Origin of the sequence: Onishia taeanensis, from assembly GCF_003268885.1 — a bacterium.
In the GTDB taxonomy this organism is placed as follows: Bacteria; Pseudomonadota; Gammaproteobacteria; order Pseudomonadales; family Halomonadaceae; genus Onishia; species Onishia taeanensis_A.
The window spans coordinates 439,295-458,523 of sequence record NZ_QLSX01000002.1 but is presented as its reverse complement, the minus strand read 5'-3'; the positions used below and the strand labels follow the sequence as shown (position 1 = coordinate 458,523).

At 66.0% G+C, this 19,229-nt stretch carries 17 protein-coding genes; 13 read left to right on the top strand and 4 right to left on the bottom strand.

The genetic code is table 11. The features are described from left to right. The first annotated feature begins 8 nt into the window (after positions 1-8). Both recJ and BCL93_RS04765 read left to right on the top strand, forming a co-directional pair. Positions 9-1,817 carry a single-stranded-DNA-specific exonuclease RecJ gene (gene recJ, locus BCL93_RS04770; protein WP_112053955.1) on the top strand — a complete coding sequence of 603 codons (1,809 nt, stop codon included), beginning with the start codon at positions 9-11 and terminating at the stop codon, positions 1,815-1,817. A 240-nt stretch (positions 1,818-2,057) separates the two neighbouring features. Beyond that, complete coding sequence (locus BCL93_RS04765) at positions 2,058-2,618, top strand: YitT family protein (protein WP_258395979.1); 561 nt, start codon at positions 2,058-2,060, stop codon at positions 2,616-2,618. A 170-nt stretch (positions 2,619-2,788) separates the two neighbouring features. Here BCL93_RS04765 and BCL93_RS04760 read toward each other — a convergent pair whose 3' ends face one another. Continuing rightward, a complete protein-coding gene (locus BCL93_RS04760; protein ID WP_220086237.1) occupies positions 2,789-5,359 on the bottom strand; it encodes a heavy metal translocating P-type ATPase in 2,571 nt (856 codons plus the stop codon). Between the two features lie 263 nt (positions 5,360-5,622). Beyond that, positions 5,623-6,072: a MerR family transcriptional regulator gene (locus tag BCL93_RS04755; RefSeq protein WP_112053953.1), complete on the bottom strand. Its 450-nt coding sequence runs from the start codon at positions 6,070-6,072 to the stop codon at positions 5,623-5,625. 294 nt (positions 6,073-6,366) lie between these two features. Here BCL93_RS04755 and BCL93_RS04750 point away from each other — a divergent pair, with 294 nt between their 5' ends. The 8 genes from BCL93_RS04750 (at position 6,367) to rimI (ending at position 14,731) form a co-directional block, all read left to right on the top strand. After that, positions 6,367-7,722, top strand: coding sequence for an OmpP1/FadL family transporter (locus tag BCL93_RS04750; RefSeq protein WP_112053952.1), 1,356 nt, complete (start codon positions 6,367-6,369; stop codon positions 7,720-7,722). 187 nt (positions 7,723-7,909) lie between these two features. Further along, positions 7,910-9,008, top strand: a protein-coding gene (prfB, locus tag BCL93_RS04745; protein WP_112053951.1) for a peptide chain release factor 2 whose coding sequence is annotated in 2 segments (ribosomal slippage) — positions 7,910-7,984 and positions 7,986-9,008 — 1,098 coding nt in all. Because the reading frame shifts where the segments join, the coding sequence is not laid out codon by codon here. Between the two features lie 66 nt (positions 9,009-9,074). Next, a complete protein-coding gene (gene lysS, locus BCL93_RS04740) occupies positions 9,075-10,583 on the top strand; it encodes a lysine--tRNA ligase (RefSeq protein WP_112053950.1) in 1,509 nt (502 codons plus the stop codon). Between the two features lie 244 nt (positions 10,584-10,827). Next, the gene (locus BCL93_RS04735; RefSeq protein ID WP_112053949.1) at positions 10,828-11,214 is read left to right on the top strand and encodes a hypothetical protein; all 387 of its coding nucleotides are present in this window, start codon (positions 10,828-10,830) and stop codon (positions 11,212-11,214) included. A 150-nt stretch (positions 11,215-11,364) separates the two neighbouring features. Next, positions 11,365-12,750 carry an MFS transporter gene (locus BCL93_RS04730; protein WP_112053948.1) on the top strand — a complete coding sequence of 462 codons (1,386 nt, stop codon included), beginning with the start codon at positions 11,365-11,367 and terminating at the stop codon, positions 12,748-12,750. Positions 12,751-12,816: 66 nt separating this feature from the next. Beyond that, positions 12,817-13,128, top strand: coding sequence for a BolA family protein (locus BCL93_RS04725; RefSeq protein ID WP_112053947.1), 312 nt, complete (start codon positions 12,817-12,819; stop codon positions 13,126-13,128). Next, positions 13,125-14,261, top strand: a complete 1,137-nt coding sequence (locus BCL93_RS04720) for a hypothetical protein (protein ID WP_112053946.1) — start codon at positions 13,125-13,127, stop codon at positions 14,259-14,261. The genes BCL93_RS04725 and BCL93_RS04720 overlap by 4 nt, the downstream gene beginning before the upstream one ends. Then, a complete protein-coding gene (rimI, locus tag BCL93_RS04715) occupies positions 14,258-14,731 on the top strand; it encodes a ribosomal protein S18-alanine N-acetyltransferase (RefSeq protein ID WP_258395972.1) in 474 nt (157 codons plus the stop codon). Before BCL93_RS04720 ends, rimI begins: the two co-directional genes overlap by 4 nt. Positions 14,732-14,852: 121 nt before the next feature. Here the strand turns inward: rimI and BCL93_RS04710 are convergent, their stop codons facing one another. Both BCL93_RS04710 and rsmD read right to left on the bottom strand, forming a co-directional pair. After that, positions 14,853-15,062: a cell division protein ZapB gene (locus BCL93_RS04710; RefSeq protein ID WP_112053944.1), complete on the bottom strand. Its 210-nt coding sequence runs from the start codon at positions 15,060-15,062 to the stop codon at positions 14,853-14,855. A 93-nt stretch (positions 15,063-15,155) separates the two neighbouring features. Beyond that, positions 15,156-15,794, bottom strand: a complete 639-nt coding sequence (gene rsmD / locus BCL93_RS04705) for a 16S rRNA (guanine(966)-N(2))-methyltransferase RsmD (protein WP_112053943.1) — start codon at positions 15,792-15,794, stop codon at positions 15,156-15,158. Between the two features lie 92 nt (positions 15,795-15,886). On the opposite strand from rsmD, the gene ftsY reads away from it, so the two are divergent. Genes ftsY through ftsX form a run of 3 tightly spaced genes read left to right on the top strand, consistent with a single transcriptional unit; the run spans position 15,887 to position 19,025 of the window. Beyond that, positions 15,887-17,356 carry a signal recognition particle-docking protein FtsY gene (gene ftsY / locus BCL93_RS04700; RefSeq protein WP_112053942.1) on the top strand — a complete coding sequence of 490 codons (1,470 nt, stop codon included), beginning with the start codon at positions 15,887-15,889 and terminating at the stop codon, positions 17,354-17,356. Positions 17,357-17,367: 11 nt separating this feature from the next. Further along, a complete protein-coding gene (ftsE, locus tag BCL93_RS04695) occupies positions 17,368-18,036 on the top strand; it encodes a cell division ATP-binding protein FtsE (RefSeq protein WP_112053941.1) in 669 nt (222 codons plus the stop codon). Next, positions 18,033-19,025, top strand: a complete 993-nt coding sequence (gene ftsX / locus BCL93_RS04690; RefSeq protein WP_112053940.1) for a permease-like cell division protein FtsX — start codon at positions 18,033-18,035, stop codon at positions 19,023-19,025. Before ftsE ends, ftsX begins: the two co-directional genes overlap by 4 nt. Positions 19,026-19,229: the final 204 nt, after the last annotated feature.

The following is a 19,229-nucleotide window of genomic DNA, read 5'->3' as shown; positions in this document are numbered from 1 at the left end:
GAGCCGCCGTGGATACCGCCCCGCTTCCGACATCTCCCGCCTCGCTTCGCCCCCACATCGAGCCGCGCCAGCGTGACGAGGCGCTCTATGCCCGCGCTCAGGCCGAGGGGCTGACCGAGCTGCAGGCGCGGGTGCTTGCCGGGCGGCTTTCCGGCTATCAGGGCGACATTGCGCCCTTGGTGACGCCGAGCCTTCGCCATCTGGCGCATCCCGAGCGGCTCAAGGATGCCCGCCGCGCCGCCGAGCGCATCGCCCAGGCGGTGGTCGAGGGCGAGCATATCGGCATCCTCACCGACTATGACGTCGACGGCATCACCTCGCACGTGGTGATCCGGCGCACCCTCAACGAGCTGTTCGGAGTGCCGGAGTCGCATCTGCACAGCCTGATCGGTCACCGCATCAACGACGGCTACGGCATCAGTCTGCCGCTGGTCGAACGCACCCTGCGCCTCTCGCCGGGGCCAAGGCTTGTAATCACCGCCGACTGCGGCAGCTCTGATGAGCCGCGCATCGCCAGGCTCAAGGAGGCCGGGCTCGAGGTAGTGGTCACCGACCACCATGCGCTGCCCAAGGAAGGGCCGCCGGCCTCGGCCTATGCCACCGTCAACCCGACCCGGGATGACTGCGATTATCCGGACCCGACCATCGCCGGCTGCATGGTCGCCTGGCTGACCATGTCGTTGGCCCGCCAGGTGCTGATCGACTGGGGCGCGCTATCGCCCTCGACCCCCAAGCTCTCGCCCTGGCTCTCCTACGTGGCGCTGGGCACCGTCGCCGACTGCGTGTCGCTGGGCGGCAGCGCCGCCAACCGCGCCGTGGTCAATCACGGCCTGACCCTGATCAATCGTATGGAGGCCGCCTGCTGGCGCACCATGGCCGCGCGGCTGGGCCCGGACAGCGTGCCCTTCGACGCCGAGACCCTTGCCTTCCAGATGGGCCCGCGCATCAACGCCCGCTCGCGCCTCGACGACCCCTATGCGGCGCTGCACTTCATGCTGGCCGCCGACGACGGCACGGCGGCGCGCCACCTCGAGGTGCTGGACCAGGACAACCAGTCCCGCAAGGCCATCGAGGCCGAGATGGCCGAAGAGGCCAAAGCTCTGGCCGCCGCCCAGCTTGCCGATGACGTGCCGGCGCTGGTGGTGTTCCTGGAAACCGGTCACGCCGGGGTGCAGGGCATCGTCGCATCAAGGCTGGTCCAGGCCTTCGGCCGCCCGGCGCTGGTGCTGACCCCGGCGGCGACCGCCGGTATGCTGACCGGCTCCGGGCGCTCCATCGAAGGCCTGCACCTGCGCGATGCTCTGCAGCGCGCCCACGATTTGGCGCCGGATGCGCTACCGCGCTTCGGCGGCCACCGCGGCGCCGCCGGCATCGGCCTGCCCCGTGAGCGCCTCGACGACTTCCGGCGAGCGATCTGGCAGGCGGCGGGCGAGCAGCTTGGTGGACGTGAGCTATACCCCTGCGTCTTCACCGACGGCGCCCTGTCTCCTGAGCAGCTGTCGCTTGCGACGCTCGATGAGCTGGCGGCCCTCGCGCCCTTTGGTCGCGAGTTCGAGGCGCCGCTGTTCGAGGGCGACTTTCTCGTCGAGGCCCTGCGTCCGGTAGGCGCCGACGGCAGCCACCTGATGCTGGAGCTCGGCCATGGCCATTCCACGGTGCGGGCAATCTGGTTTCGCGCCCTGACCCCCGGCGAGGTGCCGGCCTTCGGGCTCGGCGACCGGCTGCGCTGCGCCTTCAAGCTAAACCGCAACCGCTGGAAGGGCCGCGAGTCGCTGCAACTGATGATCGAGCACGCCGAGCCGTTGAGTCCGGCCTGAGCTGATCTCTGTTCCTTTTGGATGACCTGGCCGAGGAGGCCGCCGATGAGCGATAAGCGTAGGGAATCCCAGCGCCTGAAGGATGACGAGACCATCACGGCCTCGCCGCAAGAGGACGATCGGGAGGAGAAGGGCCCGGGGGCGAGTGAGAGCGTTCAGAGCGAACGCCCGGAGCTCGAGGACGTCGAGCCCGAGGACGTGCCACAGGACCCTCACCGGCCCCACGAGGACGTGCTGGCGATGCTGCTCGGCACCCTGCTGGTGGCGCTAGGGGTTACCTTCTATTCCCAGGCAATGCTGCTCGCCGGCAGCACCGCCGGTCTGGCGCTGCTCGCCCAGTACGTCACCGGGCTTGGTTTCGGCGGCATGTTTTTCGTTATCAACATCCCGTTCTACTACCTGGCGATCAAGCGCATGGGCTGGTCTTTCACCCTGCGCACCTTCATCGCCACGGCGCTGCTGTCGATCTTCGCCACCCTGACGCCTGGCTGGGTCGATATCGCGTCGCTGAACCCCGTCTATGCGGCGGTGATCGGCGGCAGCCTCCTGGGCATCGGCCTGCTGGTGCTGATTCGTCATCGCACCAGCCTTGGCGGTATCAATATCCTCGCGCTCTACCTGCAGGAGCGCTACGGCTGGCGAGCGGGCTATGTGCAGCTCGGTGTCGACATGCTGATCCTGGGACTGTCCTTCCTGGTGCTCGACCCTGACAGCATCGCGCTGTCGGTGTTGGGCGCAGTGACCATGAACCTGATCATCGCCCTCAACCACAAGCCCGGCCGCTATATCGGGGTGAGCTGAGCCTGACCGGAGGAAGCCGCGCCGCCCGAGCGTCTTCGGGCTCGCTCAGAAGCCGAGCGGCCCCGGGCTCGATAAGAAGCCGGGCGGCATCGGGCCCGCTTAGGAACCGAGCCAGAACCACCAGACGATGGCGCCGATCAGGCCGATGCCGCCGAGGTTTACGAGAAGCGTCATGAGCGGGCCTCCTGCGTGTTGGTGTCGGGTGAGGGGCTTGAAGGTGCTGATGCGGCAGGCGTCGCCTCGAAGGATGGCCGGAAGCGGCGCAAGCGGTTGGCGTTGGTGACCACCGTGACCGAGGACAGCGACATCGCCGCTGCGGCAATCATCGGCGACAGCAGCCAGCCGGTCGCGGGGTAGAGCACACCCGCGGCGATCGGGATGCACAGGCTGTTGTAGCCAAAGGCCCCCCACAGGTTCTGCTTGATGTTGGCAAGGGTCGCGCGGCTGATCTCGATGGCATCGGCCACGCCGTGCAGCGAGCTTCTCATCAGGGTGATGCCGGCGCTCTCGATCGCCACGTCGGTGCCCTGGCCGATCGCGAAGCCGACGTTCGCCTGGGCCAGCGCCGGCGCGTCGTTGATGCCATCACCGACCATCCCGACCACCTCGCCGGCGGCCTGCCGACGTTCGATCTCCCGATGCTTGTCCTCGGGCAGTAGCCCGGCGCGCACCTCATCGATGCCCACCTCGCGGCCTATGGCGGCGGCGGTGTGGGCGTTATCGCCGGTCAGCATCACCACCTTGAGCCCATCGGCCTGCAGGCGCTGAACGGCCGCACGGCTATCCTCGCGCAGCGGGTCGCTGATGCCGAATACCGCGATGAGTCGGCCATCGACGGCCAGCTGCACCACGGTGCGGGCCTGTCCTTCGAGCCGCTCGACGGTCGCCTGGCCCGGCGCCAGGTCGATTCCTTCCTCCTCGAGCAGGCGGGCATTACCCAGTAGCAGCGCCTGGCCCTGCTCGGTGGTGGCCTTGAGGCCTCCGCCGGTCACGCTGGTGAAGTCCTTGACCGAGCTCGGGCTGGCGCCGGCCTGCTCGGCGTGCGCCAGCAGGGCGGCGGCCAGCGGATGCTCGGAGCCCTGCTCGAGACCCGCGACAAAGCCAAGCGCCTTGGCCTCGTCGCCATGCGCATCGAGGAACTTGGCTTCGGTGACCCGCGGTTTGCCCTCGGTGAGGGTGCCGGTCTTGTCCACCACCACGGTGGTCAGGCGACTCGCCAGCTGCAGCGCCTCGCCGTTTCTGATCAGTACGCCGTGCTCGGCGGCCTTGCCGACCCCGATCATGGTCGAGAGCGGCGTGGCGAGTCCCAGTGCGCAGGGGCAGGCGATGATCAGCACCGCGGTGGCGGTGATCAGCATATGCAGCACCCGGGGCTCGGGACCCAGATTGAACCAGGCCAGCGCCGTGGCGACGGCGATGATCATCACCGTGGGCACGAAGACGCCGGCGACCCGGTCGGCCAGAGCGCCGATCGGCGGGCGCGAGCCTTGAGCGCGGGCCACCTGATCGGTGATGCGGCCAAGGCGGGTGTCGGCGCCGACCCGAGTGGCGCGATAGATCAGGCTGCCCCGACCGTTGACGGTGCCGGCGCTGACCTCGTCGCCCACTGCCTTGGCGACTTCCTGCGGCTCGCCGGTGAGCATGGATTCATCGACGTGGCTCTCGCCATCCTCGACCTCGCCATCCACCGGCAGGCGCTCGCCGGGGCGCACGCGGATGCGATCGCCCATGCGCACGGCATCGATATCGATATCTTGTTCTTCGCCATCGCGGATCACCCGGGCGGTGCTGGACTGCAGATCGAGCAGCCGGCCCAGGGCCTCGCTGGTTTGGCCCCGGGCCCTCAGCTCCAGGGCGTTGCCGGCAAGGATCAGCCCGACAATCATGATCGAGGCCTCGAAGTAGAGGTTGTGGGCCGCCTCGGGCAGCCAGGGCGCGAAGGCAACCACCGTCATCGAGTACAGCCAGGCGGTGCCGGTGCCCATGGCCACCAGGGTGTCCATGTTGGCCTCGTGGTGGCGCAGCGCCTTGGCGGCGCTGACGAAGAAATGCCGCCCGGGGCCTGCCAGCACGCCCAGCGTCGCCAGCCCGATCAGCGCCCATACGCCTCGCTCCGCACCGCTGAGAACCGGGTGATGGAAGAACATGGCGATCATCAGTGGCACCGCCAGCGCCAGCGCCAGCAGGCTGCCGCGTCGGCGCTGGCGGTACGCCTGCTGATCGTTCTCGGCGCGCCGCGCCTCGGCCTGGCGCAGATCCTCGATGGGCGAGGCGCCATAGCCCGCGCTCTCTACGGCCTCGACGAGGGACTGGGCGCTGGCGCTGCCGCGCACCTGGGCGGTGTGGCTGGCGAAGTTGACCTCGGCGGCGGTGACGCCTGGAGTACGGTCAAGCGCCTGCTGCACGCTCTTCACGCAGCTGGCGCAGGTCATGCCGGAGAGCGACAGCCGTACGCTGCTGGTTTGGTCGGACGTGGGGTGGTCACTTGACGCCGACGCTTCCGTCTCTGGCGTGGTATCTGACTGCGGCGTTTCCGCGTTGGCGTCGTCCGCCGGACTGGCTGTGTCGGGATGCTCATTGGCGGGGTAGCCGGCTTCCTCGAGCAGCGCATCCACCCGTCTGCCGTCGAGCCGTGTCGTGATCTCGAGGCGCTTCTCGGCAGGTGTGCCGGTGATTTCGGCGTCCGGGTCTTCGGCCTGGATGGCCTTGCGCATGGTCGAGACGCAGCCCTGGCAGTTCATGCCGGTGATCTGGCGCTCATAAGCGTTGGCTTTCGGCGCCTCATCGGCGGGGTAGCCGGCTTCCTCGAGCAGCGCATCCACTCGTTCGCCCTCGAGGCGTGTCGTGATCTCGAGGCGCTTATCGGCAGGTGTGCCGGTGACGTCGGCGTCCGGGTCTTCGGCTTGGATGGCCTTGCGCATGGTCGAGACGCAGCCCTGGCAGTTCATGCCGGAGACCTGGCGCTCAAGCATATGTGCCGTTGTTGTCGGCTCGTTGTGCTGGGTCATGCCTCCTCCTTGGCGGTGGCGGAGCCCGCCTTGTCGGTGGATGGGGCGGGCAGGCTTTCGATCAGCCGGCACAGGCTATGGCCGTCGGGGGTGCCATCGGGCATGTCGGCCCAGGCATCCAGTGCCTGCTCCATGCGCGTGGCCAGGGCCTCGAGTTCACGGATGCGCCCGCGAATTTCCGGCAAGCGGTGGGCCAGCAGGTCGCGCACCAGCGGGCAGGGCGAGTCGCCGTGGTCGGCATGGGCCAGGATGTCGCGGACTTCCTTGATGCTGAACCCGAGAGTGCGGGCGCGCTGGATAAAGGCCAGCCGCTCAAGATCCTGTGCATCGAAGCAGTGGTAGCCGTTGCTGGGGTCCCGGGTCGGGGCCAGCAGGCTCTCACGGGTGTAGTGCCGTACCGTTTCGGCGGTCACGCCGGCGGCCTTGGCCAGATCGCTGACTTTCATGTACCTCTCCTGGCACTGACGAGCGGTTAATGTCATCAGTGTAAAACCTTTGGGTTACACAAAGGTCAAGCGAAGCGCGGGACCCTCGCCAGGGCGATGGGGCAAATTACATAAGCCTATGAAAGTTCAAAGAGAATGCGTTTATTGATGCTAAAGTATTAGTAAATATGGTATTAAAACGATCGTTTGTCCTTGATCCCGGCGACACTTTACGCCACAAGTAAGGCATCCACTCGCCTAATGCGGGTGAGGAACACCAGCCACGCCAGCCTTTCCTGAAAAGGACGTCACACGATGCATTACAAGACCAACAAGCTCGCCATCGCCGTTACCATTGCCTCTGCCAGCCTGGTCGCCAGCCAGGCCTTCGCCGCCGGTTTCCAGGTGCGCGAACAGAGTGCCAAGACCCTGGGCAACGCCCTCTCTAACGCCGCCGCCGGTGCCGAAGATGTCAGCTTCATGGCCTACAACCCGGCCGCCCTTGGCAATATCGACGGCAACGAGGTATCCATTGGGGTTGCCGCCATCAATGCGGACTTCGAACTGCAGGATGCCGAGGCCAGCCCTGCCAGTGCGCCATCCGTCAGTTATGACCAGGGCGGCTCCCGCCAGGGCGGCGAGAACGCCGTGGTGCCAAGCTTCGCCATCAAGACCCGGGCCAGCGAGCGCATCGACCTGGGCCTGGCGATCTTCTCGCCCTACGGGCTTGCCACCAAGTACGATGAGGACTGGATCGGCCGCTATCACGCCATCGAGACCGAACTCGCCACCATCGATATCCAGCCCACCGTCAACTTCCGCGTCACCGATCGCTGGTCGGTGGCGGCGGGCCTGATCGCCGAATATGGCGATGCCACCATCTCCAATGCCATCGATTTGGGTGGGCAAGGGCAGCTTAATAATGTGCCCGGAGCAAGCGCTGGTGCCAATGATGGCAAGGCGGAGGTCACCGGGGATGACTGGGGCTATGGCTTCACCCTGGGCACGCTTTTCCAGGTCACCGACAAGACCCGGCTGGGCCTCAGCTACCGCTCCCAGATCGACCTGACCCTCGATGGAAATGTCGATTACAGCAGCGACAGTGCTATTGGCCAGCAGATACTGGCCGGCGCCAATGATAAGGGGCAACTTCAGGACGGCGGCGGCACCGCCGACATCTCGACGCCGGCCAACGCCAATATCGGTATCTTCCACCAACTGACGCCCAGGCTTGCCCTGATGGCCAACGCCAGCTGGACCGACTGGAGCTCCTTCAAGGAGCTGACCGTGAAGTTTGACGGCGGTGGCGATCCGAGCTCCACCACTGAGAACTGGGAAGATGCCTGGGCCTACTCGGTGGGCGCCAACTATGCGCTGACCGACAAGTGGCTGCTGCGTACCGGTGTCGGCTACGACGAGACGCCGGTGCCGAGCGCCGAATACCGCACGCCGCGAGTGCCGGATGCCGATCGCACCTGGGCAGCGCTGGGTGCTACCTATCAGGCAACCCAGAATTTCGGCGTCACCGCGGGCTATATGCGTGTCTTCGGGGAAGGGGGCGACATCGACCAGGACGGCAGCAAGGCCGAGAACGAGAACAAAGGCAACCTGTCCGGCCAGTATGATGTGTCGGCGGACGTGTTCGCCCTGTCGATGGACTACCGCTTCTGATCGCGTCCTTACGGCCCGCGACTAGCAACGCAAGCGACCCCGGCCCATGGCCGGGGTCGCTGCGTTTGGCTACCCGTCGTTGGGATGGCCGGGTGCCGCGGGGTTCGCTACAATAGAGCGCTTTTTCGCCCGGCACGCGTTGACGTCCCGGGATCTTTACTTGCTAGAGAACTCAGGCAGCGTATCCATGCTAGAGACCAACCCGATTCATACTCAGATCAAGGACCTGTCCGAACGGACAGACGTCCTGAGGGGGTATCTTTGACTATGCCGAGAAGAAAGATCGGCTAGAAGAAGTAACCCGCGAGCTCGAGGACCCCAACGTCTGGAGCGATCCGGACTATGCCCAGAAGCTCGGCAAGGAGCGGGCCTCGCTGGAAGCCGTCGTCGAGACCATCGAAACGCTCGAGCAGGGCCTGGCCGATAACGGCGACCTGCTCGAACTCGCCGAGATGGAAGAAGACCAGGATACCGTCGATGAGGTCAGCCGTGAGCTGGCCGGACTGCAGGAGAGCCTTGCCAAGCTCGAGTTCCGTCGCATGTTTTCTGGCGAGATGGACGAGAACAACGCCTATCTCGATATCCAGGCTGGCTCCGGCGGCACCGAGGCCCAGGACTGGGGTAACATCCTGCTGCGCATGTATCTGCGCTGGGCCGAGCACCACGGTTTCAAGGCCGATATCATCGAAGTCTCCGCGGGGGACGTGGCGGGCATCAAGTCGGCGACGATCCACGTTCAGGGCGATCACGCCTTCGGCTGGCTGCGCACCGAGACCGGCGTGCATCGCCTGGTGCGCAAGAGCCCGTTCGACTCCGGCGGCCGTCGCCATACCTCTTTTGCCTCGGTGTTCGTGTCCCCGGAGATCGATGACAGCTTCGAGGTCGATATCAATCCCTCGGACCTGCGCACCGACACCTATCGCTCCAGCGGCGCCGGCGGTCAGCACGTCAACACCACTGACTCGGCGGTGCGTATCACCCACGAGCCGACTGGTATCGTGGTGGCCTGCCAGAACCAGCGCAGCCAGCACGCCAACCGTGACCAGGCCATGAAAATGCTCAAGGCCCGGCTCTACGAGCGTGAGATGCAGGAGCGCAACGCCGCCAAGCAGCAGGCCGAGGAAGCCAAGGCCGATATCGGCTGGGGCAGCCAGATCCGTTCCTACGTGCTAGACGACCAGCGGATCAAGGACCTGCGCACCGGCGTGCAGTCCAGCAACTGCGAGAAGGTCCTCGACGGGGATCTGGATCAGTTCATCGAAGCCAGTCTCAAGCAGGGGCTGTGATCGACACGGGCAGCGCCACGCTGCCCGTGCGTCACTCCCGTCGCCCATCACATTTCAGGTAGCGTAATGGCCCATCAAGATCCCACTTCGCCCGATGAGAATCACCTGATCGCCGAGCGCCGCGCCAAGCTGGCCGAGCGCCGCGAGCATGCGCAGCGCACCGGCGCGAGCGCCTTCCCCAACGACTTCCGCCGCGACAGCCTGGCCGCCACGCTCGATGCCGAGCTTGGCGACAAGGAGAAGGCCGAACTCGAGGCGCTGGACCGTCAGGCGGCCGTGGCCGGGCGCATCATGCGCAAGCGCGGCCCCTTCATCGTCATCCAGGATTCCTCCGCTCAGATCCAGCTCTATGTCGACAAGAAGGGCCTGCCCGCCGAGGTGCTCGAGGACATCAAGGGCTGGGATATCGGCGACATCGTTGCCGGTCGTGGCCCGGTGCATAAGTCCGGCAAGGGCGATCTGTACGTGATGATGCGCGAGGCCAAGCTCCTGACCAAGAGCCTGCGCCCGCTGCCCGACAAGTTCCACGGCCTCACCGACCAGGAAGCCCGCTACCGTCAGCGCTACGTCGACCTGATCATGAACCAGGACTCGCGGCGCACCTTCGAGGTGCGGGCCGGCGTGATCGCCTCGATCCGTCGCTTCTTCGAGACTCGCGGCTTCATGGAAGTCGAGACGCCGATGCTGCAGTCGATCCCCGGTGGCGCCACCGCGCGGCCCTTCATGACCCACCACAATGCGCTGGATATCGACATGTTCCTGCGCGTGGCGCCGGAGCTGTACTTGAAGCGTCTGGTGGTCGGCGGCTTCGAGCGGGTCTTCGAGATCAACCGCAACTTCCGTAACGAGGGGCTGTCTACCCGGCATAATCCCGAGTTCACCATGCTCGAGTTCTACTGGGCCTATGCGGACTATCTCGACCTGCTCGACCTGACCGAGGAGATGATTCGCAACGCCGCGAATGAAGTGCTTGGCACCACCACGCTCGAGTACCAGGGCACCACCTTCGAGCTTTCCAAGCCCTTCAAGCGCCTGACCATGCGTCAGGCCATCCTCGAGCACGGCGAGGGCATTCAGGATGCCGACCTCGACAGCCTCGAGGCCGCCAGTGCCTTGGCCAAGCGGCTCGGTATCGAGGTCAATGAAGGCTGGGGGCTTGGCAAGCTGCACACCGAGATCTTCGAGGAAGTCGCCGAGGAGAAGCTCGAGCAGCCGACCTTTATCACCGCTTACCCGGCCGAGGTCAGCCCGCTGGCGCGTCGTAACGACGAAGATCCCTTCGTCACCGACCGCTTCGAGTTCTTCATCGGCGGCCGTGAGATCGCCAACGGTTTCTCGGAGCTCAACGACGCCGAGGACCAGGCCGAGCGCTTCAAGGCCCAGGTCGCCGAGAAGGACGCCGGGGATCTGGAAGCCATGTACTATGACGCCGACTATGTGCGCGCTCTCGAGTACGGCCTGCCGCCGACCGCCGGCGAAGGCATCGGCATCGACCGGCTGGTGATGCTGTTTACCGACAGCGCCTCGATTCGCGACGTGCTGCTGTTCCCGGCGATGCGCCCCGAAGTCGACTGAGGCGTTGGCATTGTGCGTGGGGCGAGCCGGCCACTTGCTCGCCCTGCGTTGCCCTAATTTTCGTCATCTTTCGCCGCTAGCCTCTTCGGCAGCCAGCAGGTATGGCAGTTGAAAGGAATGGCTATGAGAAGGGCGACCGCAGGATTATTCCGCCGCTTGGCGGGGAAGTGTTGGTAAGGTGCGGATACAGCACCCATAATGGGCTGCGTTTCGCCGTCGTGGCATGCAAGTCGAGGAGAGTCCAATGAAACTGCTCAACCGCTCCGCTCTGAGCGTCAAGCCGACCCAGCTGTTCGTGGACTGGATCAACTCGCTGGAACCGACGGTGGGCGACGATGACCTGACCCTTGAGGACGTCGATCGCGAAAACACCGTTTACCTGATTCCCGAGATGGACTCGCCGGAGGCCCTCGAGGGCTTCGTACGCGAGCGCTATCTGGAAATCCTGGAGTCCGAGCTGCAGGCCTGGGAGGAAGACCGCCGTCAGTGGCCCGAGACCCTCGACTGGGCGCTGTTTCAGCGCTTCGTGCGCGTCGAGCACAGCTACCTGGCGGTTGACCTGGATGATGAGGCACCGCTGGAAGTCGCCGAAATCGATGACGAGTTGCTGCTTGAGCACGAGCAGGACTAGCCGGCGGTGGTCCGACTGCATTAGCTGGCATGTCAGGCGGGGCCTAGCGCCTCGCCCCTCGTCTCGAAGAAGACCGGCTGAGGCCGGTTTTTTCGTTCTGGCGCCGTATGGCGGAGCGCCAACCCACCTCGCTTGCATGGCAGATGGCCCATGAATCGACTGTTCGAGACTCGGCCCGAGGACGATGCTCTGCCCGGCCCGCAGCGCCGTCTGGCGATGCTGGTCCTGGTGCTGGGCACCCTGATGGCGGTGCTCGACGGGGGTATTGTCAACATCGCGCTGCCGACCCTGGCGCGTGAGCTCGACGTCAGCGAATCCCGCGCGGTGTGGATCACTAATATCTACCAGTTGGTGAGTGCGTCGACGCTGCTGGCGTTCGCGGCACTGAGCCGGCTGATCGGCCGCCATCGTCTATATATCGGCGGGCTAGGCGTGTTCACGCTGGCGTCATTGGCCTGTGCGCTGTCGAATAGCTTTGAATGGTTGCTGGGCTCGCGGATGGTGCAGGGCCTCGGCGCGGCGGCCATGCTGAGTATCGGCCCGTCGATGTATCGGGTGATCTTTCCGACGCGCCTGCTGGGGTCGGCGATCGGTCTGGGGGCGCTGGTGGTGGCTTTCGGCATTGCCTTCGGACCGTCGTTGGGCGGTGGCATTCTCTACTTGGCGAGCTGGCCTTGGCTCTTCGCCATCAACGTGCCGATCGGTATCGCCGCGCTGGCGCTGGCGCAGCGCGCACTCCCCCGCGAGGCGCGCGAAGCGGGGCGCTTCGATTGGCCCGGTGCGCTGCTGTCCATGGTCATGGTCAGCGGCTTCGTGTTCGCTCTCGACCGGGTCGGCCACGGCAATGCCAGTACCGCTGTGCTCTTGCCGCTCGCGGTGAGCCTGGGATGTCTGGTGTTGTTCGTCTGGCGACAGCGTCGGGCGGTGAGCCCGCTGGTGCCGCTGGTGATCTTTCGCGAGCCGCGCTTCAGCGTGGCGGCGATGATCTCGATGTTGGCGTTCATCGCCCAGGGAGCCTCATTTGTCGGCCTGCCCTTCCTGTTCCAGAGTGGGATGGGCATGAGCCCGATCGCCGCGGCGCTACTGTTCACGCCCTGGCCGCTGGCGTTGATGCTCACCGGCCCGTTCGCTGGCCGCCTGGCGGATCGCTTCAACCCGACGCTGATTTCGTCGCTGGGGTTGGCGATCTTTCTGCTTGGCATGCTGTCGCTGGCGATGCTCGGCGATGCGGTGGTCTCCACGGACATCGTCTGGCGCGTGGCCCTGTGCGGGATCGGTTATGGCATCTTCCAGGCGCCCAACAACCGCGAAATGATCGGTAGCGTGGCGCTCAAGTACAGCGCCAATGCCTCCGGCGTGCTGGCCTCGGTGCGCACGTTCGGCCAGGCGCTGGGCACGGCGATGGTGGGTATGATGCTGGCGCTGTCGGCCGGCTCGCTGTCTCTGGCGTTGTGGGTGTGCTGCGCCTGCGTCGTGGTAGCCCTGATGCTCAGTCTGTGGCGGATGCCGCTGGCGAGATGTGGCCGCGCGGCCTGAGCGAGCCTTATTCAGCGCGCGGCGAAGACGTTACAATGCAAGGCTTGCGACCCGGGAGGAAATACCATGAGCGTTCAGGCGCGCATCGAAGACACGCTTAAGACCCTCGAACCGGCCCATATGACGGTCGAGAACGAGAGTCACATGCACAATGTGCCAGCCAACTCCGAGACTCACTTCAAGGTCACCCTGGTGTCCGAGCGCTTCGCTGGGCTGATGCCGGTCAAGCGTCACCAGATGATCTATGCGCTGCTGGCCGACGAGCTGGCAGGCCCGGTGCATGCGCTGGCACTGCATCTCTACACCGACGAAGAGTGGCAGAACCGCGGCGAAGCACGCCCCGACTCACCCAACTGCCGGGGTGGCGGTCGCTCGTGAACGAACCGCAGCGCCTGCAGTACCTCGAGGCAATGGGCCTGACCGCTTGGGTCGGGCGCTATCGCCTGCCCAATGCCGCCCCTACCGAGGTCTGCGCCTGGGAAGAGCCTGCGGCGCCTGCGGCCAAGGCCCCGGCCGCGCGGCTACAGGCCCTGATCGATGATGTCGCCGCTCCCGCGCGACCTGCATCGGCACCCGGTACCGGGGCGAGCACGCGGGCCGATCAGCGGCCTGCCGAGCCTCATCCCGGCCAACGTGATGGCAAGGGCGCTGAGCGTGGCGATGAAGCGCCCGCCAGCAAGGGCGTCGGGCGGGCTAGGGCGCTGCTGACGGGAGAGACACCCACTGCGCAGTCGGCTCCCGCCAAGGCCTCGCCTTCTGATCAGGAAAGCGCGGGCGACAAGCGCTCGTCTCACGATCACTTGTCTCAAGCGGCCCCGTCCCAGCAGGGCGTCTCTCAGCATAGCCCTTCTCAACAGAGCCCTTCTCAACAGGGCCGCTCTCATCAGACCAAGGCCGACGCTGCGGCTGCCTCTGCGGATGAAACGTCCACCTCGGCACCCGCAGAGGCGCTGCGTTTCTCGTTGCAGATCGCCGCCCTCGAGGGGCGCTGGCTGCTGGTGCTACCCGCCGAGGCGCCGCCGGGCGAGATGCAAAGGCGTCTGTTGGCCAATCTTCTGCATGCCGCCGGGATTCGTCCGGCCGAGATGCCGGCCTTCCAGCATTTTCGCTGGCCGATGATGGACGAGCTGCCGGTCTCGGCTCCCCTCGAGGAAGCCCGCGACGGCCTGCGAGCCTTCCTCGATGGCCGCCGTCGCCAAGGCTGGCGGCCCGAGCGGCTGCTGGTGTTCGGCGAAGACGCAACCCTTTCCCGGGTGCTGGCCCTCGAGGGTGGTGACTGCACCCTGCTCGAGCTGCCCGCCTGGCAGGGGCCATCGCTTGAGGCCCTGGCCACCGACGCCGAGGCCAAGCGCGCCCTGTGGCCGTTGCTGCGCCAGTGGGGGGAGGCCTGGCATACGGCTACCTTGCAGCAAGGATCCGAGCAAGAAGAAACCGTGCAGAATCAGGTCGGTCAGGGCGATATGCGTGATCAAAATCAAAAGTCCGGTGACGAGGAGGCAGGCGCGCCGTGAGTGCCGAGCCACAGGTAATGGTCCTGACCCCCGACTGGCATGAGGCCGTGGTGGCCGTGGAGCAGGCCGGTCAGCCTCACCCCTGGTCGGCGCGTCAGCTCGCCGAGGCGCTTGCTGCCAAGGATCATCAGGTCGTCGGTGTGGTGGGCAGCAGGGGCAACGGCGATGAGCTTCTGGGTTTCGCCGTGCTGGCCTGCTTGCCCTTTGAAGCCGAACTTCAAGCGATCACCGTGGCACCCGCGGCACGTCGCCAGGGCGTGGCAAAAGCGCTGCTCGAACGGCTGATCGCCACGGCGACAGACTGGGGCAGTGAACGGTTGTTGCTTGAGGTGCGGGCGAGCAATGCGCAGGCGCTGGGGCTCTATCGGGGACTTGGCTTCATCGAGGAGGGGCGGCGTCGCGGTTATTATCCCGCCGCAGAGGCGTCATCGCTGCGCGAGGATGCGCTGCTGATGGGGCGTGGGCTCTAGGCCCTGGGCCTCAGCTGTCGTGGTGCGGCCCGGTCGGGCGTGCGACTGACGGCCCACACACCAAGGCGCCGCCTGAGTGGCGGCGCCTTGTGCTATCAAGCATCGTCATCACGCCAAGCGATCAGGAGGCGTTGGTGTCGCTGCTGTCGCCCGTGTCGAGTGCCTGGAACTTGGTCAGCAGGCCGCTCAGCCGCTGCTCCCACTCGTCGTGTTCCTGCTTGAGCCGGGTGTTCTCCTCGCGCAGCTCCTCGGCTTCCATCTTCAGCATTTCGATCGCTTCGACGGCATTGCTGACTTGCTGCTCGAGCTGATTGAAGAGTTCGATGCTCATCCTGTATCTCCTGGTGACAGTCTGCCTTCACTGGCAGACGGGTGGTGGTCAGGGCGCAGCGTACGACGGGTGGCGCGGCGCGGCAAGCGTCGTCTAGGGCAGACGGTAGAGCCGTCCGCTGCTGTCGCCGGCACGCACTTCCCGATGCAGTATCCAGCCCTCCGGCACGCTGGGCGTCAGCTCGGCCTCGACTTCCAGATAGACCCAGGCGCCAGTGGCCAACAAGCCGCCGTCGACCAGTCGGCGACAGCTCTCTTCGGCCAGGTCCTGGCGGAAGGGCGGGTCCAGAAATACCAGGTCGAAGGGGTCGGCATCGCCGCCGAGCGCGTCGCCGAGAACGGCCTTGGCATCGGCGGTGATGACGCGGCCATTAGCTCCCAGGGTGGCGATGTTTGACTCCAGCGCCCGCGCGACCGGGGCGCTCTGCTCGATGAACAGCGCCTCCCGCGCGCCGCGCGAGAGGGCTTCGAGGCCCAGCGCGCCGGTGCCGGCGAAGAGGTCTAGCACCCGTGCGCCGGCGGTGGCGGTGGCCAGCCAGTTGAACAGGGTTTCGCGGACCCGGCCCGGCGTCGGGCGCAGTCCAGGGTGGTCGAGCACCGGAAGCGTTCGGCGGCGATAGTCGCCGCCGATGATTCTCAGGCGGCCGGCATCCCGGCGGCCGGCGTTTGAGCGGTTGCTCTGGGCCTTTCCCTGGCGGCGGGAGCGTGATGAGGGGGATCGACGTTGTTTCATGGTCGGCTAATTGTACCCGGGGGCTTGTCCACAGTCATGGTCGGCGATGGTACGATGAGCTAATTCTCCGCACTCGAGACCAGATCACGCCCATGTTCGGATTTTTCAAGCGCAAGAAGAAGCAGGACCCGGCACAGCAAGAGCCGTCGCCGGACCAAGAGGTCACCCCCGGCGCGTCGGAAGACGTCGACGATGACGCTTCCGCGACGAACGCCGATACCGAAGAGCGGCCCGCCGATGCAGCCCCCTCCCAGGCCCAGTCTGGCGAGGCGCCGCCAGAGACACCGGCCGAGCCTGAGGATGCCGCCGATAAGGCTGCTGACGACGCGCCGGCTGCGCCGCGCCAGGACGCTGCGCCTGAGCAGGCCGCTGAGCAGGCGCCGGACGTCAGCCCCGAGTCTGGTACGAAAAAGTCTGATTCAGTAGGCCCTGATAAAAAAGTGCCTGATAAAGAAGAGCTCGAGAGTGACGAGCGTCCGGTCGCCGCCGCGGAGGCGGAACTGACGCCCGAGCCGAGCGCCGACGGCCGCGACGACCAGTCTGCCCTGCCGCAGGAGGGCCGTCAGCCGGAGGCGGACTCGTCAGAAAAGGATTCGCCAGAGAAGGACTCGTCAGAGAAGGGCAAGAAGAAAGGCTGGTTCGCCCGTATCAAGGAAGGCCTGGGCAAGACTCGCGCCAACCTGAGCGAGGGCGTCGCCGATCTGTTCCTCGGCAAGAAGCAGATCGACGACGAGCTGATGGAGGACCTCGAGACCCAGCTGCTGATGGCGGATGTGGGCATCGAGGCGACCACTGAGATCATCGATCGCCTGACTGCTCGGGTCTCGCGCAAGGAGCTCAAGGAGCCCCAGGCGCTTTATGACGCCCTGCAGGATGAGCTGGCCGCGCTGCTCGAACCGGTGGCCAAGGACCTGGTGCTGCCCGAGAAGGGGCAGGGGCCCTTCGTCATCCTGATGGTCGGGGTCAACGGCGTTGGCAAGACCACCACCATCGGCAAGCTGGCCAAGCGCTTCCAGGGCCAGGGGCGCAGCGTGATGCTGGCCGCCGGCGATACCTTCCGTGCCGCCGCCGTCGAGCAGCTCAAGGTGTGGGGCGATCGCAACAGCGTGCCGGTGATTGCCCAGCACACCGGCGCCGACAGTGCTTCGGTGATCTACGATGCGCTCTCTGCGGCCAAGGCCCGGGGCATCGATGTGCTGATCGCCGATACTGCCGGGCGCCTGCACAACAAGGGCCATCTGATGGAGGAGCTCAAGAAGGTGCAGCGGGTGATGGGCAAGCTCGACGCCGCCGCACCCCATGAGGTGATGCTGGTGCTCGACGCCGGCACCGGTCAGAACGCGCTGTCCCAGGCGGCCACCTTCAACGAGGCGGTACCGGTCACCGGTATCACCCTGACCAAGCTCGACGGCACCGCCAAGGGCGGCATCATCTTCGCCCTGGCCAAGCAGCTCGGCACGCCGATCCGCTATATCGGCGTCGGCGAGACGGTCGACGACCTGCGGCCCTTTGCCGGCCGTGATTTCGTCGATGCTCTCTTCAATGCGTCGCGCAGCGAGTGAGACGCTAATCGATGATCGCCTTCGAACATGTCGGCAAGCGCTACGGTGGGCGCTTCGAAGCCCTGGCCAATATCGACTTCCGGGTCCAGCGTGGCGAGATGGTCTTTCTGACCGGTCACTCCGGGGCCGGCAAGAGCTCGCTGCTGCGCCTGATCATGCGCCTGGAGCGCCCGTCCCGTGGCAAGGTGCGGGTGGCCGGCCATGACATCGCTGGCCTGCACGCAAGCCAGGTGCCCTTCTACCGGCGCCAGATCGGCGTGGTCTTTCAGGACCATCAGCTGCTCTTCGACCGGGATGTCTTCGCCAACGTGGCGCTGCCGCTTGAGATCCAGGGCGCCGAGCCCCGTGAGATAGCGCGTCGCACCCGGGCGGCGCTGGATAAGGTGGGGCTTTTGCATCGGGAGAAGGCGCTGCCCATCGAGCTTTCCGGCGGCGAGCAGCAGCGGGTGGGTATCGCCCGGGCGGTGGTCAACAAGCCGGCGCTGCTGCTGGCCGACGAGCCAACCGGCAACCTCGACCCCCAGCTCTCCGCCGATATCATGACGCTGTTCGAAGATTTCAATCGCATTGGCACCACGGTGCTGATTGCGAGCCACGATCTGGCGCTCATCGCCCGGCTGCGCCATCGTGTGCTGCGCCTGCGGGACGGACGTCTGATCGGCGACCAGGAGGCCACATGAGCGAACGCGAGAGCGGTAAAGCGGCTCGTTCGTCCTCGCAGCGCGGCGCCCGCAGCCAGCGTCCCGTGATGCGCAGCCGGCTCGGCGCCTGGGCTCGCCACCATCGGGCCATGTGCCTGGACAGTGCCGGCCGGCTGATTCGCACTCCCGTCGCCAGCCTGCTGACCATGCTGGCGATCGCCATTGCCCTGATATTGCCGACCGCCCTTTGGCTGTCCCTGGACGGCGCCAGGCTGCTGGATGCCGAGCTCGATGAGAGCGCGACCCTGACGGCCTATCTGGCAAGCGACGTCGATGAGCGCGAAGCGATGCGGGTGGCTGAAGCGCTGGGTGCCTCCCCGGCGGTCGAGGCGGTACGGCTGATCACCGCCGCCGAAGGCATGGCCGAATTCCAGCAGGCGCTGGGGCTCGAGGATGCCCTGGAGCGACTGGAGACCAACCCGCTCCCGGCAAGCGTGGTGGTCTCGCCCAAGGATGCGTCGCCCGAGGCGATGCGCGCGCTGGCGACCCAACTGGAGGCGGTCAGCGGCGTCGACGAGGTGCGCGTGGACCTGGCCTGGCTCGAGCGCCTCAAGCGCCTCGCAGAGCTTGGTCGGCGGGTGACGCTGGCGCTCGGCGTGCTGTTTGGCCTGGGCGTGCTGCTGGTAGTGGGCAACACCATTCGTCTGGCCGTGGAGAGCCGCCGCCAGGAAATCGAAGTGGTGACCCTGATCGGCGCCACCCACGGTTTCGTGCGCCGCCCCTTCCTCTACAGCGGCGCCTGGTATGGCCTGGGGGGCGGGCTGCTGGCCTGGGCGCTGCTGGCGCTTGGCAGGCAGTGGCTGAGTGCCCCGGCCACGGCGCTGGCCGAGAGTTACGGGGCAAGCTTCACAATGCCTGGGCTGGATGGTGCAGGTTCGGCAACGCTATTGATTTCGAGTACACTACTTGGTTTGCTGGGGGCCTGGATCGCGGTTTCGCGCCATCTGGCTGACATTCGTCCCCGGTAAGCTACACTGCGTGGCGATGCGGATATCGCATGGCGATAGACTGGCATTCACCGGAACTTTATGGTCTGGTGGACGTCAAACTTGCGAAACGTTAGTCATCTAATGATCTGGGTTCTATCCCCTAGCCTTGATCATGACGTCCGCTCCCGCGCACAAGCGATTCATCTTTATGTTCTTGTGCGCACGATACTGAGGGCAAACTTG